A 19,409-nucleotide genomic window follows, 5' to 3' on the forward strand; every position below is an offset into this window, starting at 1 on the left:
CGCATGGCAGGTTTCCGGCTAACCACCAAGGTCCAGGTCAGCGGTTGGCGTTTCCTGCTGCGGCGCCTCGAACACGCCATCGTGCGGCGCGACACCCGGATGTTCGACGACCCGCTGCAGTTCTACAGCCGTTCGGTCGCGCTGGGCGTCCTCGTCTCGGTGCTCGTCGTGGTGGGCGCGCTGGCGATGGCGTATTTCAAACCGCAGGGCAAGCTCGGCAGCGGCAACCTGTTCGTCGACCGCGCCACCAACCAGCTCTACCTGATGGTGTCGGGTCAACTGCATCCCGTCTACAACCTGACCTCGGCGCGACTGGTGCTGGGCAATCCGGCCGAGCCGAAGGCCGTAAAGCCCGCCGAGCTCAGCAGGTTTCCCAAGGGGCAGTCGGTCGGCATCCCCGGGGCGCCCTACGCCACGCCCGTGTCCTCGGACTCCTCATCGGTATGGGCGTTGTGCGACACCGTCACTCAGGCGGAAAGCATCAACCCCGTCGTGCAGACCTCGGTGGTGGCGATGCCTTTGCAGATCGAGCCCGTCGTGATCGACCCGATCCTTCCGCACGAGGCGCTGCTCGCGTCTTACCAGGGCAAGGACTGGGTCGTGGACACCCACGGGCGGCACGCGACCGACTTGAGCGACCGCCCGATGACCTTCGCCGTGGGAATCCGCGGAACCGCGAAGCCCAGCCCCCTTTCCTCGGCCATGTTCAATGCGCTGCCCGACGCGGGCTCCTGGCAGCTGCCCGCAATCCCAGGCGCGGGATCTCCCAACGCCTTCGGGCTGCCCGAGCAGCTGGTGGTCGGATCGATCCTGCAGATCCACGCGAACTCGGGTCCGCGCTACTTCGTCGTGCTGCTCGACGGCGTCGCGCCCGTCAACGCCAACACCGCCGCGGCGCTGCGCGCCATCCAGTCCTACGGTCTGGTTGAGCCCCCGGCGGTGGTGCCGAGTGAGATCGTCAAGGTGCCCGAGGTGGTCTACAACTCGCCGCTGCCCGACGAGCCGGTCAAGATCGTCTCCCGGCCCCAAGACCCCACCCTGTGCTGGACGTGGGAACGCAAAGCCGGCGATCAGGCTCCGAAGACGAGCGTGTTGACGGGACGGCATCTGCCCATCCCGGCATCGGCCATGAACTCGGGGATCAAGCAAATCCAAGGCCCCGCAACGGTTTACTCCGATGGCGGCAAGTTCGTGCAGCTGCAGTCCCCGGATCCCCGGTACGGCGAATCTCTGTACTACGTCGACCCGCAAGGGGTGCGCTACGGGTTGCCGGACGCCCAGCCGGCGTCGTCCCTGGGTCTGAGCGCGCCGAAGTCCGCGCCCTGGGAGATCATCCGCCTCCTGGTCGACGGTCCGGTGCTGTCCAAAGAGGCCGCGCTGCTGGAGCACGACACCCTGCCCGCCGACCCGAGCCCGCGAAAAGCCCCGGCGGCGGCCCCGGGAGGTCCCTCATGACGACCAAGAAGTTCACCCCCTCCGTGACGCGCGGTCCCCGCCTCACCCCGGGCGAGATCAGCCTCACTCCGCCCGAGGACCTCGGCGTGGACATCCCGCCGTCGGGCGTCCAGAAGGCACTTCCCTACGTCATGGGTGTGTGCATGCTCGGCATGATCGCGATCATGGTGGTCACCGGCACCAGGCAGCTGTCGCCGTACATGCTCATGATGCCGCTGATGATGATCATGATGTCGATGGGCATGATGGCCGGTCACGGTGGCGGCGGCAAGAAGGTGCCCGAGATCAACGCCGACCGCAAGGAGTACCTGCGCTACCTGGCCGGCCTCCGTCCCCGGGTGACGTCATCGGCCAGCGCGCAGGTGGCGTTCTTCGGTTACCACGCACCGCATCCCGAAGATCTCGCCTCGCTCATCGGCACACCGCGGCAGTGGTCGCGCCCGGCGAACGCCGACTTCTATGCCGCCACTCGGATCGGAATCGGTGACCAGCCGGCGGTGGACCGGCTGATGAAGCCGTCGACGGGCGGCGAGCTGGCCGGCCCGTCCGCGGCGCCGCAGCCATACCTCGAACCGGTCGCCAACATGTGGGTGGTCAAGTTCCTGCGCACCCACGGCCTCATCCACGACTGTCCAAAGCTGGTGCAGTTGCGCACCTTTCCGACGATCGCGGTTGGCGGCGACCCGGCGGGGGCGGCCGGCCTGTTGACCGCCATGATCTGCCATCTGGCCGTATTCCACCCGCCGGACCTGCTGCAGATCCGCGTGCTCACCGAGAACCCGGACGATCCCGACTGGTCGTGGCTGAAATGGCTTCCCCACGTTCAACATCCGACCGACACCGATGCCTCGGGGCCGGTCCGGATGATCTACACCCGGCCCGACAACCTGTCGGACCTGGCCGCCCGCGGGCCACACACCCCCGATTCCCTTCCCGGCGGCCCGTACGTCGTGGTGGTGGACCTGACCGGCGGCCGGGCGGGCTTCCCGCCCGACGGCAGGGCCGGTGTCACGGTGATCACGCTGGGCAACCACCGCGGCTCGAACTACCGCATCAGGGTCGCCGAGGACGGGACCGCCGATGACCGCCTGCCCGGGCAGCAGTTTCGTCAGGTGACATCCGTCGCCGACAGGATGTCGCCGCACCAAGCCGGCCGAATCGCGAGAAAGCTGGCCGGTTGGTCCATCACCGGCACCGTGCTGGACAAGAAGGGCACGAACGTCCAGAAAAAGACGGCGACCGAATGGCACCAGCTGGTCGGCGCGCAAAGCGTCGAAGAGGTTGTGCCGAACCGCTGGCGGATGTTCACCGACACCGACCGCGATCGCCTGAAGATCCCGTTCGGACATGAACTCAAGACCGGCAACGTCATGTACCTGGACATCAAGGAGGGCGCCGAATTCGGCGCGGGGCCGCACGGCATGTTGATCGGCACCACCGGGTCGGGCAAGTCGGAATTCCTGCGCACCCTGATCCTGTCTCTGGTGGCGATGCACCACCCGGACCAGGTCAACCTGCTGCTGACCGACTTCAAAGGCGGCTCGACGTTCTTGGGCATGGAGAAGCTGCCCCACACCGCCGCCGTGGTCACCAACATGGCCGAGGAAGCCGAACTCGTCAGCCGCATGGGCGAGGTGTTGACCGGCGAACTCGACCGCAGGCAGGGCATCTTGCGCCAGGCCGGCATGAAGGTGGGCGCCGCCGGAGCGCTCTCCGGTGTGGCCGAGTACGAGAAGTACCGGGAACGCGGCGCCGACCTGCCGCCCCTGCCAACGCTTTTCGTCGTCGTCGACGAGTTCGCCGAGCTGCTGCAAAGCCACCCGGACTTCATCGGTTTGTTTGACAGGATCTGCCGGGTGGGGCGGTCGCTGCGCGTGCACCTGCTGCTGGCCACCCAGTCGCTGCAGACCGGCGGTGTGCGCATCGACAAATTGGAGCCGAACCTGACGTACCGCATCGCGCTGCGCACCACCAGCTCGCACGAATCCAAAGCCGTGATCGGGACCCCCGAGGCGCAGTACATCACCAACAAGGAAAGCGGTGTCGGATTTCTGCGGGTCGGCATGGAAGACCCGGTCAAGTTCAGCACCCTGTATACCGGCAACACGTACGTCCCGACGGCTCGCGCGGAAACCAACGGTGAGGGCAATGGGGCCGGCCCGCACGTCGGCCCGAAAAAGGTTCGCATCCAACAGTTCACCGCGGGACCGGTGCTCGACGAGGCGGTGGCGTCATGACTCGCGCCGGCGCCGAAGCAGTGGGGGCACCACTTTACTGCGGAGGAGAGCGGCGCCGATGAGTATCGAAACCAAGGGGCGGGCGCTGCGCGAGGTGGTGCTCGAGCAACTCAGCACGACCGAGTCGCATGCGTACAAGATGTGGCTTCCCCCATTGACCGACCCCACCCCGGTCAATGAACTCATCGCCCAGGACGACCGGCAACCGCTGCGATTCGCCTTGGGCGTCATGGACGAACCGCGGATGCACCGGCAGGCCACGTGGGGCGTGGACGTGTCCGGCGCCGGCGGCAACATCGGTATCGGGGGAGCGCCGCAGACGGGGAAATCCACGCTGCTGCAGACGATGATGCTGTCGGCGGCGGCCACCCACTCACCGCGGCAGGTTCAGTTCTATTGCATCGATCTCGGCGGTGGCGGCCTGATCTATCTGGAGAACCTGCCGCACGTGGGTGGCGTGGCCACCCGCTCGGAGCCCGACCGTGTCATGCGGGTGATCGCGGAGGTGCAAGCCGTTCTGCGGCAACGGGAAGCGACCTTCAAGGAGCACCGGGTCGGCTCGATCGCCGCCTATCGGCAGCTGCGCGAGGATCCGAACCAACCCGTCGCCTCCGACCCGTTCGGCGACGTCTTCCTGGTCATCGACGGGTGGCCGGCGTTCGTCAGCGAATTCCCCGATCTGGAGTCGCAGGTCCAGGACCTCGCGGCGCAAGGCCTCTCGTTCGGCATCCACGTGGTGATCACCACGCCGCGCTGGACGGAACTGAAGTCGCGGGTCCGCGACTACCTCGGCACCAAGATCGAGTTCCGGCTCGGCGACGTCAACGACACGCAGATCGATCGGGCCACCCGCGACATCCCGGCCAATCGTCCCGGCCGCGCGATGTCGACGGAGAAGCACCACTTGATGATCGGTGTGCCGCGGTTCGACGGTGTGCACAGCGCCGAGAACCTGGTTGAGGCGATCACCGCGGCGGTGAATGACGTTGCGGCCCAACATACTGAGCAGGCGCCGCGGGTACGGGTGCTGCCAGAGCGGATCTATCTCTACGAGCTCGACCCGAACCCCCCGGGACCGGATTCCGACTACCGCACTCGATGGACCATTCCTATCGGGGTGCGGGAGACGGATCTGTCGGTGGCCTACGCGCACATGTACACCACGCCCCACCTGTTGATTTTCGGTGCCCCGAAGTCGGGAAAGACCCGCACCGCCCACGCGATCGCCCGGGCTATCTGCGCTCGCAACAGCCCAAAGCAGGTGCGGTTCATGCTCGCCGACTACCGCTCCGGGTTGTTGGATGCGGTGCCCCAGAGCCATCTGCTCGACGCCGGCGCAATCAACCGGAACAGCACGACGCTCGACGAAGCTATCAAGGCCCTGGCGGTCAACCTGCAGAAGCGTCTGCCGCCGGCCGACCTGACCACCGCGCAACTCCGGTCCCGCTCATGGTGGAGCGGATTCGATGTTGTTCTTCTCGTCGATGACTGGCACATGATTGTGGCGGCGGCCGGAGGTATACCGCCGATGGCACCATTGGCGCCTTTGTTGCCCGCGGCTCAGGATATCGGGCTGCACATCATCGTGACGTGTCAAATGAGCTCCGCATACAAGGCGACGATGGACAAGTTCGTCGGCGCCGCTTACGGCGCCGGATCGCCCACCCTGTTCCTGTCGGGCGACAAACAGGACTTCCCGTCGCGGGACATCCAGGTGAAGCGGAGGCCGCCTGGCCAGGCATTTCTGGTCGCTCCCGAGGGGAAAGAGGTCATCCAAGCGGCCTACTTGGATCCTCCGGAAGAAGTGCACTCACCACCTCCAGGAGGCGGTTACGATTATCCCAGCGCCCAGTAAGAACGTTGAACGCACCGCATGCATAACGAGCCGAGATTTCGTTGGCCAATGGGTTGTTTTGCCCTAAATGAATAGCTATTTCGCGCCGATGTGCAGAAGAGGTATGCAAATGCAGAAAATGCCACTTAACCCGATGGTTGTCGGAATTGGCGACGAAGTCGCCACCCCCGCCGGCCGGGGTTCGAGGGCGCCCGGCGCAAGCGCCGATGCACGGTACGGCGTCGCGAACGACTTCACGCGGTAACCGAAAAGCACTCGCAGACAAGGGGACTGGATAGCCATGTTGTGGCACGCGATGCCACCGGAGCTGAACACCGCGCGGCTGATGGCCGGAGCGGGTCCGGCTCCGATGCTGCAGGCCGCCGCCGGCTGGGAAGCGCTGGCGGGGGCTCTCGAGACCCAGGCGCTCGAGTTGTCTGCCGCCCTGGTTTCCCTCAAGGCGTCGTGGACCGGCATGAGCAGCGAACGCGCGATAGCCGCGACGATGCCGATGGTGGCTTGGTTGCAAACCGCGGCTCAGCAGGCCCAGGAACGCGCGGCACGCGCGGCGGCGCAGGCCGCCTCGTACGCCAAGGCGCTGGCGATGACGCCGTCGTTGCCGGAGATCGCGACCAACCACATCACGCACGCGGTCCTTACCGCCACGAATTTCCTTGGCATCAACATGGTGCCGATCGGTCTGAACGAAACCGACTATTTCGTCCGGATGTGGAATCAGGCCGCCGCGGTCATGGACATCTATCAGGTGGAGACGATCGCGAACACGACCTTCGAGCCGCTTCCGCCCATCAAGCCGATCCTGCAGCCGGGTGTGGGCGAAGCGGTGGCCACGGAGGCGTTGAGCACGCTCTCGGCCGTTGGCTCCGAGGCGATTCCCGCCGCGATGCGCGCGCTCTCGGAGGTGGAGGACGAAATCCCGGAAACGGTGCCAGAAGTCGGGGTGCCCCTCGAGCAGCCGGCCATGCCGGCCCTCGGGCAGCTGGGTCAGCTCGGTGGACCGATGCAGCAGCTGATGCAGCCGCTGCAACAACTCACCTCGATGGCCGGCCAGTCCGGCAGTATGGGCGGCCCCGGGGACAGCCTGGTCGGCGACAAGCTCGGCCATCTGCCCGGCAAAGAGGGTGGCCAGCTGGGCCTGGTCGGCGCCAGCCCACTTTCCACGCATCCCTTGGCCGGCGGATCCGGCCCCAGCGTGGGGATGGGACTCATGCGCTCCGAAGCACTACCCGGTGCGGGCGGGACGACGGCCCGCACGTCGCTGATGAATCAGTTGCTCGACAAGCCGTCGCAGGCCATCACCCCCGCGGGTGCCGGCGCCGGGTCGTCGGCGGGCGGGGGTGCGGCCCCCGTCGGCATGGGTGGCTCGTCCGCCCAATCCGCGGGGGCCGCCCGGCCAGGGCTGGCGTCCCCCGCACTGCTCGCCACGCGCCCGGACGACGGCGAGGACGTGGAGTTCGAGCACGAGGACGACTGGTGAGCGCCCACAAAGAAAGACTTCCCGGCCGCCAGGGCCGGAAGACTTGCCATCACTTGGCGAGGACAGGAAACAGAGAAAGTAGTCCAGCATGGCAGAGATGAAGACCGATGCCGCTACCCTCAGCGCGGAGGCTAGCAACTTCGACAGGATCTCCGGCGAGCTCCAGCGGGTCATCCAAACCGTGGAGTCCACCGGTGGCGAGCTGGCCGGCCACTGGCGCGGTCAAGCCGGTGCCGCCGCTCAGCAGGCGCTGACGCGCTTCCACGAAGCGGGCCAGGCCCAGATCAAGGCGCTCAGCGAGATCTCGCAGAACATTCACGGCGCCGGAATCCAGTACTCCTCGGCCGACGAGGAACAAGCCAGTTCGCTGTCGTCGCAGATGAACTTCTGACCCATCACCCCCTCAGCACCACAAAGAAACGGAGCAACAATATGTCGGAACAGTCATGGAATTTCGCCGGTATCGAAGCGGGATCCAGCTCGATTGCGGGCGCAGTGCAGACCACCCAGGGTCTTCTCGACGAGGGAAAGAGTTCCCTCGCCAAGCTGGCCGAGGCGTGGGGCGGCAGCGGTTCGGAGGCCTACCAGCAGGTCCAGCGGAATTGGGATGACACCTCCGCTGAACTCAACGCCGCGTTGCAGGCGCTCTCCCAGCGCATCACCGAGGCCAGCCAGGCGATGGCGCAAACCGAATCCGGCGTCACGGGCATGTTCACGTAAGACGATGGCGAGCGGCGAAGCACGAGATTGGGCCACGTCGACCTGACGGGAGATCTAGGCTCTTCTCGTGCTTCCTCGCATGAAACGAGTTGACGAAAGGCTTTGATGGCGGCCGACTACGACCGGCTCTTCCAATCCCTTGAGGGGATGGAGATTGCGGACGAGGCTGCGGCGCAGACGGAATTCGACGTCAACGCGCCGGTTGTGATGCCGCCCGAGCCGGTTGCGATGCCGTCGGCGGCGCACAGTCCGCCCAAGCCCAACGGGCATACGCCGCCGCCGATGCCCATCCACATCGAAGAGCAATTTTCCTCCGTCGCAACCGAAACCCCCCTACCACCGATCGAGTGGACCGCGGCCGGTACGCCTACGCGGCCACCGATACCGATCGACCCGACCGAGCAGGCCGCCACGGCGCTGCCCGAACCACCCCCGGTCGAGCGGGCCCCGGCCGGCCCGCCTGCGCGGCCACCGATACCGATCGACCCGACCGAGCAGGCCGCCCCGGCGCCACCCGAACCTCCCCCGGTCGAGTGGGCCCCGGCCGGCCCGCCTGCGCGGCCACCGATACCGATCGACCCGACGGAGCAAGCCGCCCCGGCGCCACCCGCACCTCCCCCCGTCGACCGGGGCCGGTCGAGCCCGCCCGCGCGGCCACCGATGCCGATCGACAAGCCGGAGCCCGCTGCCGTTGAGCTGCCCGAACCGCCCCCGGCCCAGCGGCGCAGGCAGCCCCCGGCCGAACCTCCGCCGGTCGAACGGCGTCAGCAGCCCCCGCCTGTCGGCCCGAAATCGCTTGCGCCGCAACCTGACCCACGCGCTCAGGCCCCGGCTCAGCACGCCCGACACTCGCGTCGCGCAAACCGCGACGACACCAACGCGGCAAACGTTGCCGGCGCCGGCACCGGGCGACACAGCCATCGCGCCGACGACCGAGACGACCGCGTGAACGCAGCGGTTGGGCCCACCGTCACAGCGATTCCACGGGCCAACCATGCGACGGCGGAACCGAACGGCGGGCCGGTGCCCCCGCCATCGTTGAAGCGACGTGAGCGCGAGGTCTCTCCCGCAGCTCCGGCGCGTCCCGCGGCGCAACACCCCACGAAGTCGCCGGCACCACCGAGTTCGCCGCCGGCATCCGCGGACGGCGAGCGCGGCCCCACCGCTGCCGTAACCCACATCGGGGTCGAGCCGGGCAGGAAGTCGGCCGAAAAGGCGATCCCGAAACGCGGTTGGCGGCGGGCGGTGTACAAGCTGACGCGCATCAACCCTGGTCTGTCCCGCGACGAGAAATACGAGCGGGACTTACACCGGCGAATACAGCGTATTCCCAGCGGATCTCATCAGATTGCCGTGCTGAGCCTCAAGGGTGGTGTCGGCAAGACGAGCTTGACGGTCGCACTGGGGTCGACGCTGGCACAGGTGCGTGGTGACCGGATCCTGGCGTTCGACGCGGACGCGGACTCCGGGAATCTGGCGGATCGTGCGGGGCAACGATCGGCTTCGAGTATCGCGGATCTCCTTGCGCGCAAGGACCTTTCGCATTACAACGAGGTGCGGGCTTTCACCAGCGTCAATGCCGTCAACCTCGAGGTGCTCGCCGGGGCGGACTACGGCACGGCGCCCCGCGCGTTCAGTACAACCGACTGGCAGCGGGCGGCCGACGTGGTGTCGAGGTTCTACAGCGTCGTGTTGGCCGATTGCGGGGCCGGCTTGACTCGGGGTCTGCTTGCAACGGCATCCGGGTTGGTGATCGTGACCAGCGCATCGGTCGACGCTGCCCGGCAGGCCGCGGTCGCCATCGATTGGTTGCGTGACAGCGGTCATCGGGATCTGCTGAGCCGCGCATGTGTGGTGATCAACCATGTGTCGCCCGGGGAACCCAATGTCGCCATCACCGACTTGGTGCGGCAATTCGGGCAGCACGTTCGGCCGGACCGGGTCGTGGTGTTGCCGTGGGACAAACACATCGCGGCCGGCGGAGAGATCGAAATCCGCCTGCTCGACCCCGTTTACCAGCGTAGGATTACCGAGCTTGCCGCAGCACTGTCCGACGATTTCGACAGGGGTGAACGTCGTTGAGCGCACCCACCGCTACTGCCGGCGCGGCCGCAACTGCGGGGCCCGCCGGCACCACCGCGCCCGCCAAGCCCGCCACCACCCGGGTGACGATCCTTACCGGGCGGCGGATGACCGACGTCGTCCTGCCGTCGTCCGCGCCGATCGAGGCGTATATCGATGACACGGTCGCGGTTCTGGCCGAACTTCTCGAAGACACTCCGGCCGATGTCTTGGCCGGTTTCGACTTCTCGGCCCAGGGCGCTTGGACTTTCGCCCGACCGGGCGCCCCGCCCCTGAAGCCCGACAAGTCGCTGGACGACGCCGTCGTGGTCGACGGATCGCTGCTGACGCTGGTGTCGGTGAGCCGCACCGAGCGGTACCGGCCGCTGGTCGAGGACGTCATCGACGCGATCGCCGTGCTGGACGAATCGGCGGAGTTCGACCGCCCCGCCGTGAATCGGTTCATCGGCGTGGCGCTTCCCGTCGTCACGGTGGCGATCGCCGCGATCGCGGCACTGGCCTGGTGGAACACCGGGCGCCACCTGTGGTGGTCACTCGCGTTGGGCATCGCCGGGCTGTTGGCCCTGACGGGCAGCTGGGTGGCCAACAGGTTCTACAAGAATGTGAGCCTGTCGGAGAGCCTGCTGGCGACGGCGGCTCCCCTGATCACCGTCGCTGTGGCGCTGGCCATTCCGGCGCCCCGTGAAGCGGCCCCGCTGGGGGCACCACAGCTCGCCGGTGCGGCGGCGGTGGTGCTGTTCTTGACACTGTTGACCCGCGGCGGCCCACGCCGTCGTTCCGAGATCGCGTCGTTCGTCGCCGTCACCTCCATTGCCGTGACCGCCGCCGCCGTCGCCTTCGGTTATGGCTGGCAGCATTGGGTGCCGGCCGGTGCCATCGTGTTCGGGCTCTTCACCGTCACCAATGCGGCCAAGCTGACCGTCGCGGTCGCCCGGATCGCGCTTCCGCCGATCCCCGCGCCCGGCGAGGCCGTCGAGCACGACGAGCTGCTCGAACCCGTTGCGGGCCAAGAGCTCAGCGACGACAAAGAGGCGAGGACGTGGCATGCCATCATCGCCTCGGTACCGAGCTCGGCCGCACGCCTCACCGAACGCAGCGCGCTTGCCAAACGACTGCTGATCGGATTCGTCACGGCCGGGACTTTGGTGCTGGCGGTCGGTGTCGTCGCGATCGTCGTGCGCGGACACTTCTTCGTGCACAGCCTGGTCGTCGCCGGTTTGGTCACCGCCGCATGCGGATTCAGGTCACGCCTGTACGCGGAACGCTGGTGCGCGTGGGCGCTGCTGGCGGCGACCGTCGCCATTCCGATCGGGGTGACCGCCCGGTTGAGCCTCTGGTATCCAAACACCGCATGGCTTTTCCTGACCATCCTTTCGGCCACGAGCGTGGTCGCGCTCGCGGTCGTCGGTGCGACCGTGGGGATCCGCCGGATCTCACCGGTCATGAAGCGCGTCCTGGAACTGCTCGACGGGGTTTTGGTCGCCGCCATCCTGCCAATGCTGTTGTGGATAACGGGCGTCTACGACATCGTCCGCAACATCCAATTCTGACGAGGCGGGTAGAAATTGCCGCGGTTCGAGCGGCGGCAGGTTGGGTAAGATTCTCGTAATCGCAAGTGGGCAGAGGAGATCGACTGATGATCGAGCCATTGGTCGTCGAACCGTCCCGCTTGGAGAACGCGGGAAACACGCTGCAACAATTGCCATTTCCCACGCCGCCGGCGCCCATCGTGGCGCCGGGCACGGATGCCGTCTCGGCGGCCATCAATGCGACATTGCCGATCATCGAATCACCGGTGACCGACGGGTTGCCTGCGGTCAAAGCCGCACTGACCAAGACGGGATCGAGCATCGCCGCCGCGGCCGCGATGTATGCCGACACCGACGAGCGGCTCGGAGACCACCTGACCCAGGTTCAGTTCCTCCCATCCGCGAAAGAACCTGCGAGCGGTTCACCCGGAGTCAAACCCGAGGCGGACAAGCCGAACGATGGCGACGAGCCCAGCCCCGCCAAGCCGTCCCCGCAGCCCGGTAGTCCGGTGCCTCAGCCCGGTGAACTGGCCGGCGCAACGGGCCCATTGGGTTCCGTGATGCAGGGCATGCAGGGCGCGATGGGGAGCCTGCAAGGCATGCAGGGGGCCGGGTCCGCTCCCGCGCAACTCGCCGACAGCAATAAGAAGGACCAGGCTCCCACCGACGAGGACCGCCGGGCCGACGAAGAAGACGGGCGGCCAGATGCGCAATCCGACGGTGCCGCGCCCGGCGCGGAGACCGCCGAAAAGGTTCCGGCCGAGCCCATCTCGCCGGCCGGCCCGCAGGCTGCGCCGTCGGGTGTCACACTCTGAGCGGTTGAGGGCAACGCACACACCGCGCCTCAACGCGGCCGGGCAAGCCTTGCGGATTCGGCGGCGATGGACCGCTCCAGCTCGTCTTCGCCGAACTCGCGTAGTCCCGTTGCCGCGCGCAGGAACGGCTCGAACATCTGCCAGCCGATGAGCAACGCGCCCGCGTGTGCCGCCGCGCGCCGTGCCGCCTCGTCGCTGCAATGCCCCGGCCTGATGTCGTCGAGCAGCCTGGCTGCCGCCGGGAAGCTGGTCTGCAGTCGGCCTGCCTGATACCCGTCCAGGAGCGCCCGCGCGATCACCCGTAACTGACGGCGCCCGGCAGCCTCGACGTCTGCCGCCGGTGCGCCGCGCTCGATCAGCGTGGCCAGCTGGGCCGCCAGCTGATCGAGTACTGCCGCGACCAGCCTCTCCTTGGTGCCGAAATGACGGAACACCAGGCCGTGGTTGACCCGCGCCGCAGTGGCGACATCGCGGATCGACGTGGCGGCCGGCCCACGTTCGGCGAACAACTGGCTCGCGCTGTCCAGGATCGCCGCGACCACCTCGTCGCGCCCCGTGGGGCAAACCACCTGGTCCGATGGGCTTGTGCCGTCTGTAGTCATATGACTACACTACCGGAGAATGCACTGTAGTCGACTGACTACAGTCCTCGACCAAGGAGATGATCCGCGATGACGCAGACGCTGACCCAACCGCAGACGCTGAGTGTGGAGTACCAGGAGCTGATGGCCAGGGCCGACGAGGTGGAGGCCGCGATCCCGGGTCAGCCCGCCGACAACGCTGAAGCGCCCTGCGCCCTGGCCATGGTCACCGCCGCCGTCGCGCAACTTGCGTTGTCCGCCGACAATATGCGGCTCTACCTGGGGGTCGGCGTACGCGAGCGCGGCCGCCTCGCGGAGTCGCTACGCAACGCCGCGAAGGCCTACGAGGAGGTCGACGAGAACTCGCAAGAGGCCATCGACGACGGCACGTCGGTGCAGGCCGCGGCGCCCGGCGTCACCGGCGAAGATCCCGATCCGGTGGCACTCGGCGACACGAAAAAGGTTGGGGCTTCGTCGATTGAGCCGACGCCGTACTACCCGGTCCGGCAGGCCGCCGAGGAGATCGCCGAACTCGATCAGGGCGTCTCACTCGACCTGTTCGCGCGAACGTGGGCCGATCACCAGCGGACACTGCTGGAGGCCCGCTATCGTTTCCGGCCGTTCGTCGAATGGTACGGCGACGCCACATACGCCGTTGAAGACAACTTCGATTCGCATCGGTCATGGCTCGACCAGATGGCGGCGTTGTCCGGCACGATGGTCAGCCAGGCGCAAGGCGTCGTGTCGACGCACCGTTGGGCCGTCACGGAACATCCCACCGTCGCGCAGCTGAAAGAGCTCGACGACGCGTGGGTGTACTTCCAAGGCCATCTGCCGGCAGAACATTGGAAAGGCAGCGTCAAGCCCGCGTTGGAAGAGGAATACGCGCGGCTGCAGAAGAAGTCGGAGGAGGTCCTGGCGGAATACCAGAGGAGGGCGGCGCTGCCGTTGGCGCCTATCAATCCGCCCAAGCCCCCCGCCGCCTACTACGTCGCCCCGCCCCCCGAGCCCGGCTCGTACGAGACGGATCCCGACACCCCATACGACGAGTTGCCGTACGGCGACGAGTACCTGAACACCCCCACCGGCATGCCGAGTGCGCCGTTCACCGGTACGCCGGCGATGCCCACCGACCCGACCGGGGCGGGCGCTTGGAGGGGGGCGCCCGCCCCGTCGAAGGGCCCGGGGCTGAAGCCGGCCGGGCTGGGCGGCGGCGGGACCGGTGTGCCGTCGATGCCGTTGCAACCCGCGGTAGACGCCGAAGCGCCGCCACGGTCCACCGGGGCGGCGGCCGGGTCCTCGGGTCCTGGCCGCGGGATCCCAAGCGGCGGTGGCGGATTGGGCGGCGGCATGGGCGGGGCGCCGATGGGCGCCCCCGGTGCGCAGGGGCAACCGAACGGCAAGGGCAAGCGTCCGCAATCCGACGAGGAGGCGATCTACACCGAGCGGCGGCCGTGGACCGAGGGCGTGATCGGCCGGCGGCGCAGGGAGGTCGCGGAGGCAAAGGACGCCCGGTGATCGGCTGACGCCCCGACGAAGGCGGGCCTTCTCCGCTCCCGGCCGAGGGGTGCCGGGAATGTTGGACCAAGGCCCGCTTCTTCGTCCGAGCGAGGGGTCGCCGACCGACTCACGATGCGTCGGAGAGCGCCGCCGACAACAACCCGGTCAGGTGCTTCCAGTACAACCAATCGGCGACCGCGGCTCGCTGGGCCACGGGATCGGCCGCGGTGTGCGCCTGTGCGACCAGCACCTCCTGGGCGTGCTCGGCGTAACGATGGAAGGCCCGCAGGTGCGCGGCCTGCCGCCCGGGGGAGCGGCTGGCCAGCGGCTTCATCACGTCGAACCACAGCATCGGCCGCTGGTCGACGGGCGGAGCGGGATCCTCGGCCGATTTCGGCACCTGCGCCAGCATCTCCTGCAGGCTGATCTTGCCTTCGGCCAGCGAGGCGGCGAGGTGAGCTGCGGCGTCGGAGTCCATCAGTTCGTCAGGGGCCCGCTGGCTGTCTGCCGACGGGGTCGCATCGGCGGGCGCCGGCGGCAACAGGTTGACCAGCCGGACGTCCGTGGTGGCGGCCAGCCGGTCGGCCGCCTCCGGGTCCACGACGGCCAGCCGGGATAGACCGACCATGTCGCCGTTGTCCGGGATGTCGTCGGGCTTCAGCAGGACCTTCGCGGCACCGGGATCCGAATTGGCCAGCTGCTCCTCGGTCGCGATCACCGCGCGCAGCTTCTGGTCGTGGTGCTGCGCCCAACCCTGAACGGCCATCACCGGGTAGGTGGCCCAGCGCGCCCGTTCCGCGGCGGGAATGGCGTCGTCGGCGCTGGCCATCTGCACCTGTTCGGGTAATTGCACCCCGTCGGGGATGTAGGCGAGCCCGTAGCTGTTGGCCACCACGATCTGCCCGTCGGTGGTCACCGCCGTCACCCAAAAGAATCCGAGTTCGCCGGCACCGTTGGCGCCGGGTGCGTTCAGGGCCGCCGCAATGCGCCGCGCCAATCGCAGCGGATCGGCCTGGCGGCGCGCCGCGTCGGCGGTGGCTGCGTCCGCGATGGCGTCGCGTTCGGCGCGCGCCTTCGAAACCGGGATGATTGGTGTCACGACAACGGCATCCGCCGCGTCGCTCCGCTCGGTCGATGCCGGGTCGCCGGCGGACGCGGCGGGTCGGGCCGGCGCCGGCCGATTGCCGGCGGCCGCGGGTCGCGTGCTGGCCGAACCGGTTGGCGGCTTCTGCGCCGCCGAAGCACCTGCGCCCGCCCCGGCGCCGCCACCGCGCGATCCGCCGCCCGAGGCGCCCGGCAGTCCGGCCGGCATGCCGGCCCCGCCGACGGGCGCGGCCGTCGCCGACTCTTCCGTCCGGGGCGCGACCGACGGCGACATCAGCGACGCCGGCGTCATGCCCTTGCCGCGTCCGCCCGCGCCGAGCGGTTCCGCCGACGCCGCCGGGCTCAGCGGCGCCGCGGGAGCCGACGGCGGTGCCGGTACACCGCCGGGACCGCCCGGGCCGCCAGGCACGGCGGGGCCACCCCCGCCGGGTTTGACGGCCGGTGGGGCGGGCACCTGCCCGGGAACGGTCGGCATTCCGGGCGGGGGCTGCGCGCCTGGCCCCGGTGTGGGCATTGCCGAAGGTGGCATCGCGGGGGGCGCCAGCGGGGGCGCCGCCGGCGGTGGCGTCACCGGCGCCGGTGGCGCGGGGCCGGGCCGCGGACCGTCTTCCTCGACGGGCGGCGCCGGCGATGATGGACCGTCCGGCAGCGTGACCGGCGGCGGCGTCTTCTGATCGAGCAAGTCCCGCAGCGCATTGTGGGGCGGCTTCCACGCCTTGCTCGCCACGATCCGCTCGGCGGTGCCGGTGACCACGCTGAGGTTCGCCCCGTAGGCGGTGCTGAGCACCGAGTTGATCGCGGTGGTCCGCTCGGCGGCGTCCAGGGTGGAGTCGTTCTCGAGGGCGCGGATTTCCGTCTGCGCGGCCTCGACGATGTCACTGACATCCCATTTGGCCTGGGTGACCGAATCGGCGACATACCGCTGCCAGGTGATGACCGTCGCCAGGCCGTTCTGCAGCTTCTTGAGCTCATCGATGTTGGTGCCGAGCTCGCTCTTGGCCGCGGCGGCGGCACCGCCGGACCAGAATCCTCCGTCGAAGATGTCGCTCTGCTCGTGCTGGCAGGTCTCCAACACCGCGGTGACCTGCCGCAGCACCTCGGTGTACTGCTGCGCCCGGTCGTAGTAGTTGTCCTCGTCCACCTCGGGCCAGGCGTCCGGGGTGAGCATCTGCGCGGCATACTCGCTGACCGGCTTCGCGACGCCCATCGCCTACTCCTGCGCCGGCGGCATGCGCCAACGCGTCGGCCGCTGGAGGGTACCGGACATCATGGTTAGTAAGCGTAATCGAGGTTCAGCCAAGCCAACTGCGCCAAATTGAGCGTGGGTCCCCGCCGGTCCGGAGCATTCAAACCCCTGTCCGGCACCGGGTTTCGCTCAGGTTAAGCCGAGGGTCCCTTTGAGCGAACCGGCGATGCCGGCGACCAACTCGATGAGCCGGTCCTCCTCGGCGTCGATCGCGGCGGTCGCGACGGCCCGCGCGTTGCCGATCGCCTCGTTGACGCGCTCCCCGACCGTTTCGGCTCCCAGGCGCAGCAGGCCGTCCTCGATGTGGAGACCGGTCAAGCAGAGTCGGGCATTGAGGGTTGCCTCGACGGTCTTCGATTCGTCTGTGGCCGTGAACGTTTCGGTATTCGTTCGGTGCTGCTGGTCCTCCAACGCCGACTGGAACAGCTGCGCCTGCCGCAGCGCCTCTGCCACCTGGGGGTGCATCTCCACGGTCATTTGGGATCCTTACTTCTCGGGTGCTGTCTTGCGCGGGCGGTTCCCGATGACGCCCTCGGTCCATGCGCGTTCCTCGGTGTAGAGCGACTCGTCGTCCGATTGCACGCGTTTGCCCTTGCCCTGGTTTTGGTTCTGGCCGGGCCCGCCCATCGGCGCCATCCCGCCGCCCATGCCGCCACCGGCGGCGCCGCCAACGCCCGGCATTCCGCGGCCCGGGCCCGCGCCACCGGGTGCCGCACCGGCGGGCCGGGACGCCGCCTCGGAATCCACCGCGGGCTGCAATGGCATCGACGGCACACCGGCCCCGCCGCCGCCCAACCCGGCCGGTTTGACCCCGCCTCCCCCGGGCAGACCCGGCTTGCCCTTCAACGCATCTTTCATGGCGGCGTCCATGGCCGGCTGGTCCGCCGCCCCCGGCATGCCGCCGCCCGGCATCGGCGGCACCATGGGCGTCATGGGGGTGGCGGGCGCCCCGGTTCCGTCGCCGGTGGGCCAACCGCCCGGAATGGTCGGATCGATCGTTCCGTCGCCCGGCGCATTCGGGTCGGGGGGCGCCGAAATGCGGGTGGCGGCGGGCGGAGCCTTGGGATTCACCGGCGGCAGCGGCAGCGACGCGTTCGCGATGTACATGTTGAGCGACGTCTCCGATTTCTGCTGCAGGCTTTCATACCAGCTGACCGCCATGTACAGGTAATACGGATACGACGTCACATACCGCTGGTACCAGTAATCACATTGCGACACTTCGTAACTCGTGGGGTGTTCCGCCTCGACGGTCCACTTTCCGTCATAGTCATGCGTCTGACGATCGCCCATGACCCGAGCTTTCTTGTGGGCGTCGACGACTCTCAGGGCCTGGTTTCCGAGGCTGACGCACAATTGAGCCATCGAGTAGATCCACTGCCGTTGTGCCTCGAAATTCAACTCGACCGCTGCGCATGCCTCGCCCTCCCACGAGCTGAACGGCCGGAAACGGTAGGTCTCCTTCTGGAATTCTCGTTGGAAGTTGTCCCACTCCTTCGCGAACGCTTTGAAGGCGGTGCCCTGGTCGCCGGACTCGATGGCCGTCGCCGCCTGCCTGACCTCGTAGTAGGGGTACTCGAACGCCGGCGGTGGCGGTGGGGGCGGGGGCAGGTAGCCGCCGAAGTCCTCGTCCGGGTCGCAATTGGCCGTCATCCGGTCGCTTCCGTTGCCGACCCCCGATGCGGACGAACCGCCGTCGACGGCGTTGATGGCCTCGGCGCTGCCCTCGTCGACCTCTTCGTAGGCTTTGGCGGCGTTGCGGAGTGATTTCGCCAGCGCCCGCCACTCCCGCTCGCACGCCCTGAGGTAAAGCCGCATCGAGTCGGCGGAAAGCGCGAGTTGGGTGGCGGCATCGTTGACAAAAGAGAGGGCACACGGGGCTGCGGGATTGGTGGCCGGGATGGCCGGCAGCGCCGCCTCGATCTCATTGGCCCGCGCCATGAGTTCTTCGTATTCGACCTTCAACGTCTGCGGCATATCGGCTGGCTCTCCTTACGCTGAAGTCATCGTCGGCCGAATCGAAAACCGCCGAGGCCGCGGCAGTGTCGGTGAGGTGTGCCGCAACGTCACTCGTTCGACACCGTGGCCCGCGGGCGCGAGGAGACTGGCGTTGCCCGCTGAGTCGGCGCGGTCGACAGCAGGATGCGGTGCAGTCACCGACCACCCCTTTCGTGTCGCCGAGTCATCGGGCGGTGTAGGGGCACGCCAACCGCCATCGGAGTTATCCTAATTCACCCAAGAGGGCCCGCGCGCAGCAATTTGCCGTACCGATTTGGCACACTTTCGGCTCGAAAATGCGTGGTGTACCGGGGTGCAATGCGCACACATTGCGCCGCATTGGTCCGCCCGAAGGCGTTGCGGCCTCGCCCTTCTCGACGGCGTGCGGGCCAGGCGGCGCCCGACCGTCACACCCCGGCCGGTCGGAAGAAAACCCCGTCGGCCTGCAGCAGTCGCCCGGTTCGGACATCGAAGAAGAACGGCGCGAATCCGGCCAACGCCATGCCCAGTGAGCGCATCAGGTCCATCGCCTCGTCGGCGAGCATGCCACCGTCGTACAAGGGCTCGAACGAGAGCTCGAGCTGCACTCCGACGCAGCGATCGTGCACCGTTGTCTCCCCGCCGGCGATCACCTGCCTCTCGAACCCCTGGACGTCGAGCTTGAGGAATGCCACGTCGTCGGGCAGCAAGAGCTCGGGCGCCAGGGAATCGAGTCGACGGAGGGCCACCTCCTCGGTGCCGATGAACGTCGCGGGCAACGCGGGGCAGAGCAGTTCGCTGCTTCCGATGCTGAAAGCTCATCGCGACGCG

15 protein-coding genes are annotated in these 19,409 nt (G+C 68.1%); 10 read left to right on the forward strand and 5 right to left on the reverse strand.

The window, feature by feature from the left end; genetic code table 11:
* The first annotated feature begins 3 nt into the window (after positions 1-3).
* The 9 genes from eccB to A5691_RS09845 all read left to right on the forward strand — a co-directional run bounded on the left by eccB (position 4) and on the right by A5691_RS09845 (position 12,170).
* On the forward strand, positions 4-1,455 hold the full coding sequence (gene eccB, locus A5691_RS09805; RefSeq protein WP_068017149.1) for a type VII secretion protein EccB: 1,452 nt from the start codon (positions 4-6) through the stop codon (positions 1,453-1,455).
* Positions 1,452-3,692, forward strand: a complete 2,241-nt coding sequence (gene eccCa / locus A5691_RS09810) for a type VII secretion protein EccCa (protein WP_067754669.1) — start codon at positions 1,452-1,454, stop codon at positions 3,690-3,692. The genes eccB and eccCa overlap by 4 nt, the downstream gene beginning before the upstream one ends.
* 58 nt (positions 3,693-3,750) lie before the next feature.
* Positions 3,751-5,547: a type VII secretion protein EccCb gene (gene eccCb / locus A5691_RS09815; protein ID WP_067754666.1), complete on the forward strand. Its 1,797-nt coding sequence runs from the start codon at positions 3,751-3,753 to the stop codon at positions 5,545-5,547.
* Positions 5,548-5,827: 280 nt separating this feature from the next.
* Entirely contained in the window at positions 5,828-7,024 is a 1,197-nt protein-coding gene (locus A5691_RS09820; protein ID WP_067754655.1) for a PPE family protein, read from the forward strand.
* An 88-nt stretch (positions 7,025-7,112) separates the two neighbouring features.
* Positions 7,113-7,415, forward strand: coding sequence for a WXG100 family type VII secretion target (locus A5691_RS09825; protein ID WP_046184939.1), 303 nt, complete (start codon positions 7,113-7,115; stop codon positions 7,413-7,415).
* Positions 7,416-7,456: 41 nt separating this feature from the next.
* On the forward strand, positions 7,457-7,744 hold the full coding sequence (locus A5691_RS09830) for a WXG100 family type VII secretion target (protein WP_067754652.1): 288 nt from the start codon (positions 7,457-7,459) through the stop codon (positions 7,742-7,744).
* Between the two features lie 105 nt (positions 7,745-7,849).
* Positions 7,850-9,826, forward strand: coding sequence for a MinD/ParA family protein (locus A5691_RS09835; RefSeq protein ID WP_068017153.1), 1,977 nt, complete (start codon positions 7,850-7,852; stop codon positions 9,824-9,826).
* Entirely contained in the window at positions 9,823-11,376 is a 1,554-nt protein-coding gene (eccD, locus tag A5691_RS09840) for a type VII secretion integral membrane protein EccD (protein ID WP_068017156.1), read from the forward strand. The genes A5691_RS09835 and eccD overlap by 4 nt, the downstream gene beginning before the upstream one ends.
* 86 nt (positions 11,377-11,462) lie before the next feature.
* Complete coding sequence (locus A5691_RS09845) at positions 11,463-12,170, forward strand: hypothetical protein (protein WP_068017159.1); 708 nt, start codon at positions 11,463-11,465, stop codon at positions 12,168-12,170.
* A 29-nt stretch (positions 12,171-12,199) separates the two neighbouring features.
* Here the strand turns inward: A5691_RS09845 and A5691_RS09850 are convergent, their stop codons facing one another.
* Complete coding sequence (locus tag A5691_RS09850; RefSeq protein ID WP_067748603.1) at positions 12,200-12,772, reverse strand: TetR/AcrR family transcriptional regulator; 573 nt, start codon at positions 12,770-12,772, stop codon at positions 12,200-12,202.
* A gap of 69 nt (positions 12,773-12,841) precedes the next feature.
* Between A5691_RS09850 and A5691_RS28980 the strand changes: the two genes are divergently transcribed.
* On the forward strand, positions 12,842-14,269 hold the full coding sequence (locus A5691_RS28980; RefSeq protein ID WP_082950226.1) for a hypothetical protein: 1,428 nt from the start codon (positions 12,842-12,844) through the stop codon (positions 14,267-14,269).
* Between the two features lie 109 nt (positions 14,270-14,378).
* Here the strand turns inward: A5691_RS28980 and A5691_RS09860 are convergent, their stop codons facing one another.
* The 4 genes from A5691_RS09860 to A5691_RS09875 form a co-directional block, all read right to left on the reverse strand.
* A complete protein-coding gene (locus A5691_RS09860) occupies positions 14,379-16,562 on the reverse strand; it encodes a hypothetical protein (RefSeq protein ID WP_067748606.1) in 2,184 nt (727 codons plus the stop codon).
* 168 nt (positions 16,563-16,730) lie between these two features.
* Complete coding sequence (locus tag A5691_RS09865) at positions 16,731-17,078, reverse strand: YbaB/EbfC family nucleoid-associated protein (protein ID WP_068017162.1); 348 nt, start codon at positions 17,076-17,078, stop codon at positions 16,731-16,733.
* A gap of 9 nt (positions 17,079-17,087) precedes the next feature.
* Positions 17,088-18,578 (reverse strand): hypothetical protein, encoded by a 1,491-nt coding sequence (locus A5691_RS09870; protein ID WP_067748611.1) that lies wholly within the window; start codon positions 18,576-18,578, stop codon positions 17,088-17,090.
* A 428-nt stretch (positions 18,579-19,006) separates the two neighbouring features.
* Positions 19,007-19,357 (reverse strand): FkbM family methyltransferase, encoded by a 351-nt coding sequence (locus A5691_RS09875; protein ID WP_067748614.1) that lies wholly within the window; start codon positions 19,355-19,357, stop codon positions 19,007-19,009.
* Between the last annotated feature and the right edge of the window lie 52 nt (positions 19,358-19,409).

The organism is Mycobacterium sp. E183 (genome assembly GCF_001667735.1).
Classification (GTDB): Bacteria; Actinomycetota; Actinomycetes; order Mycobacteriales; family Mycobacteriaceae; genus Mycobacterium.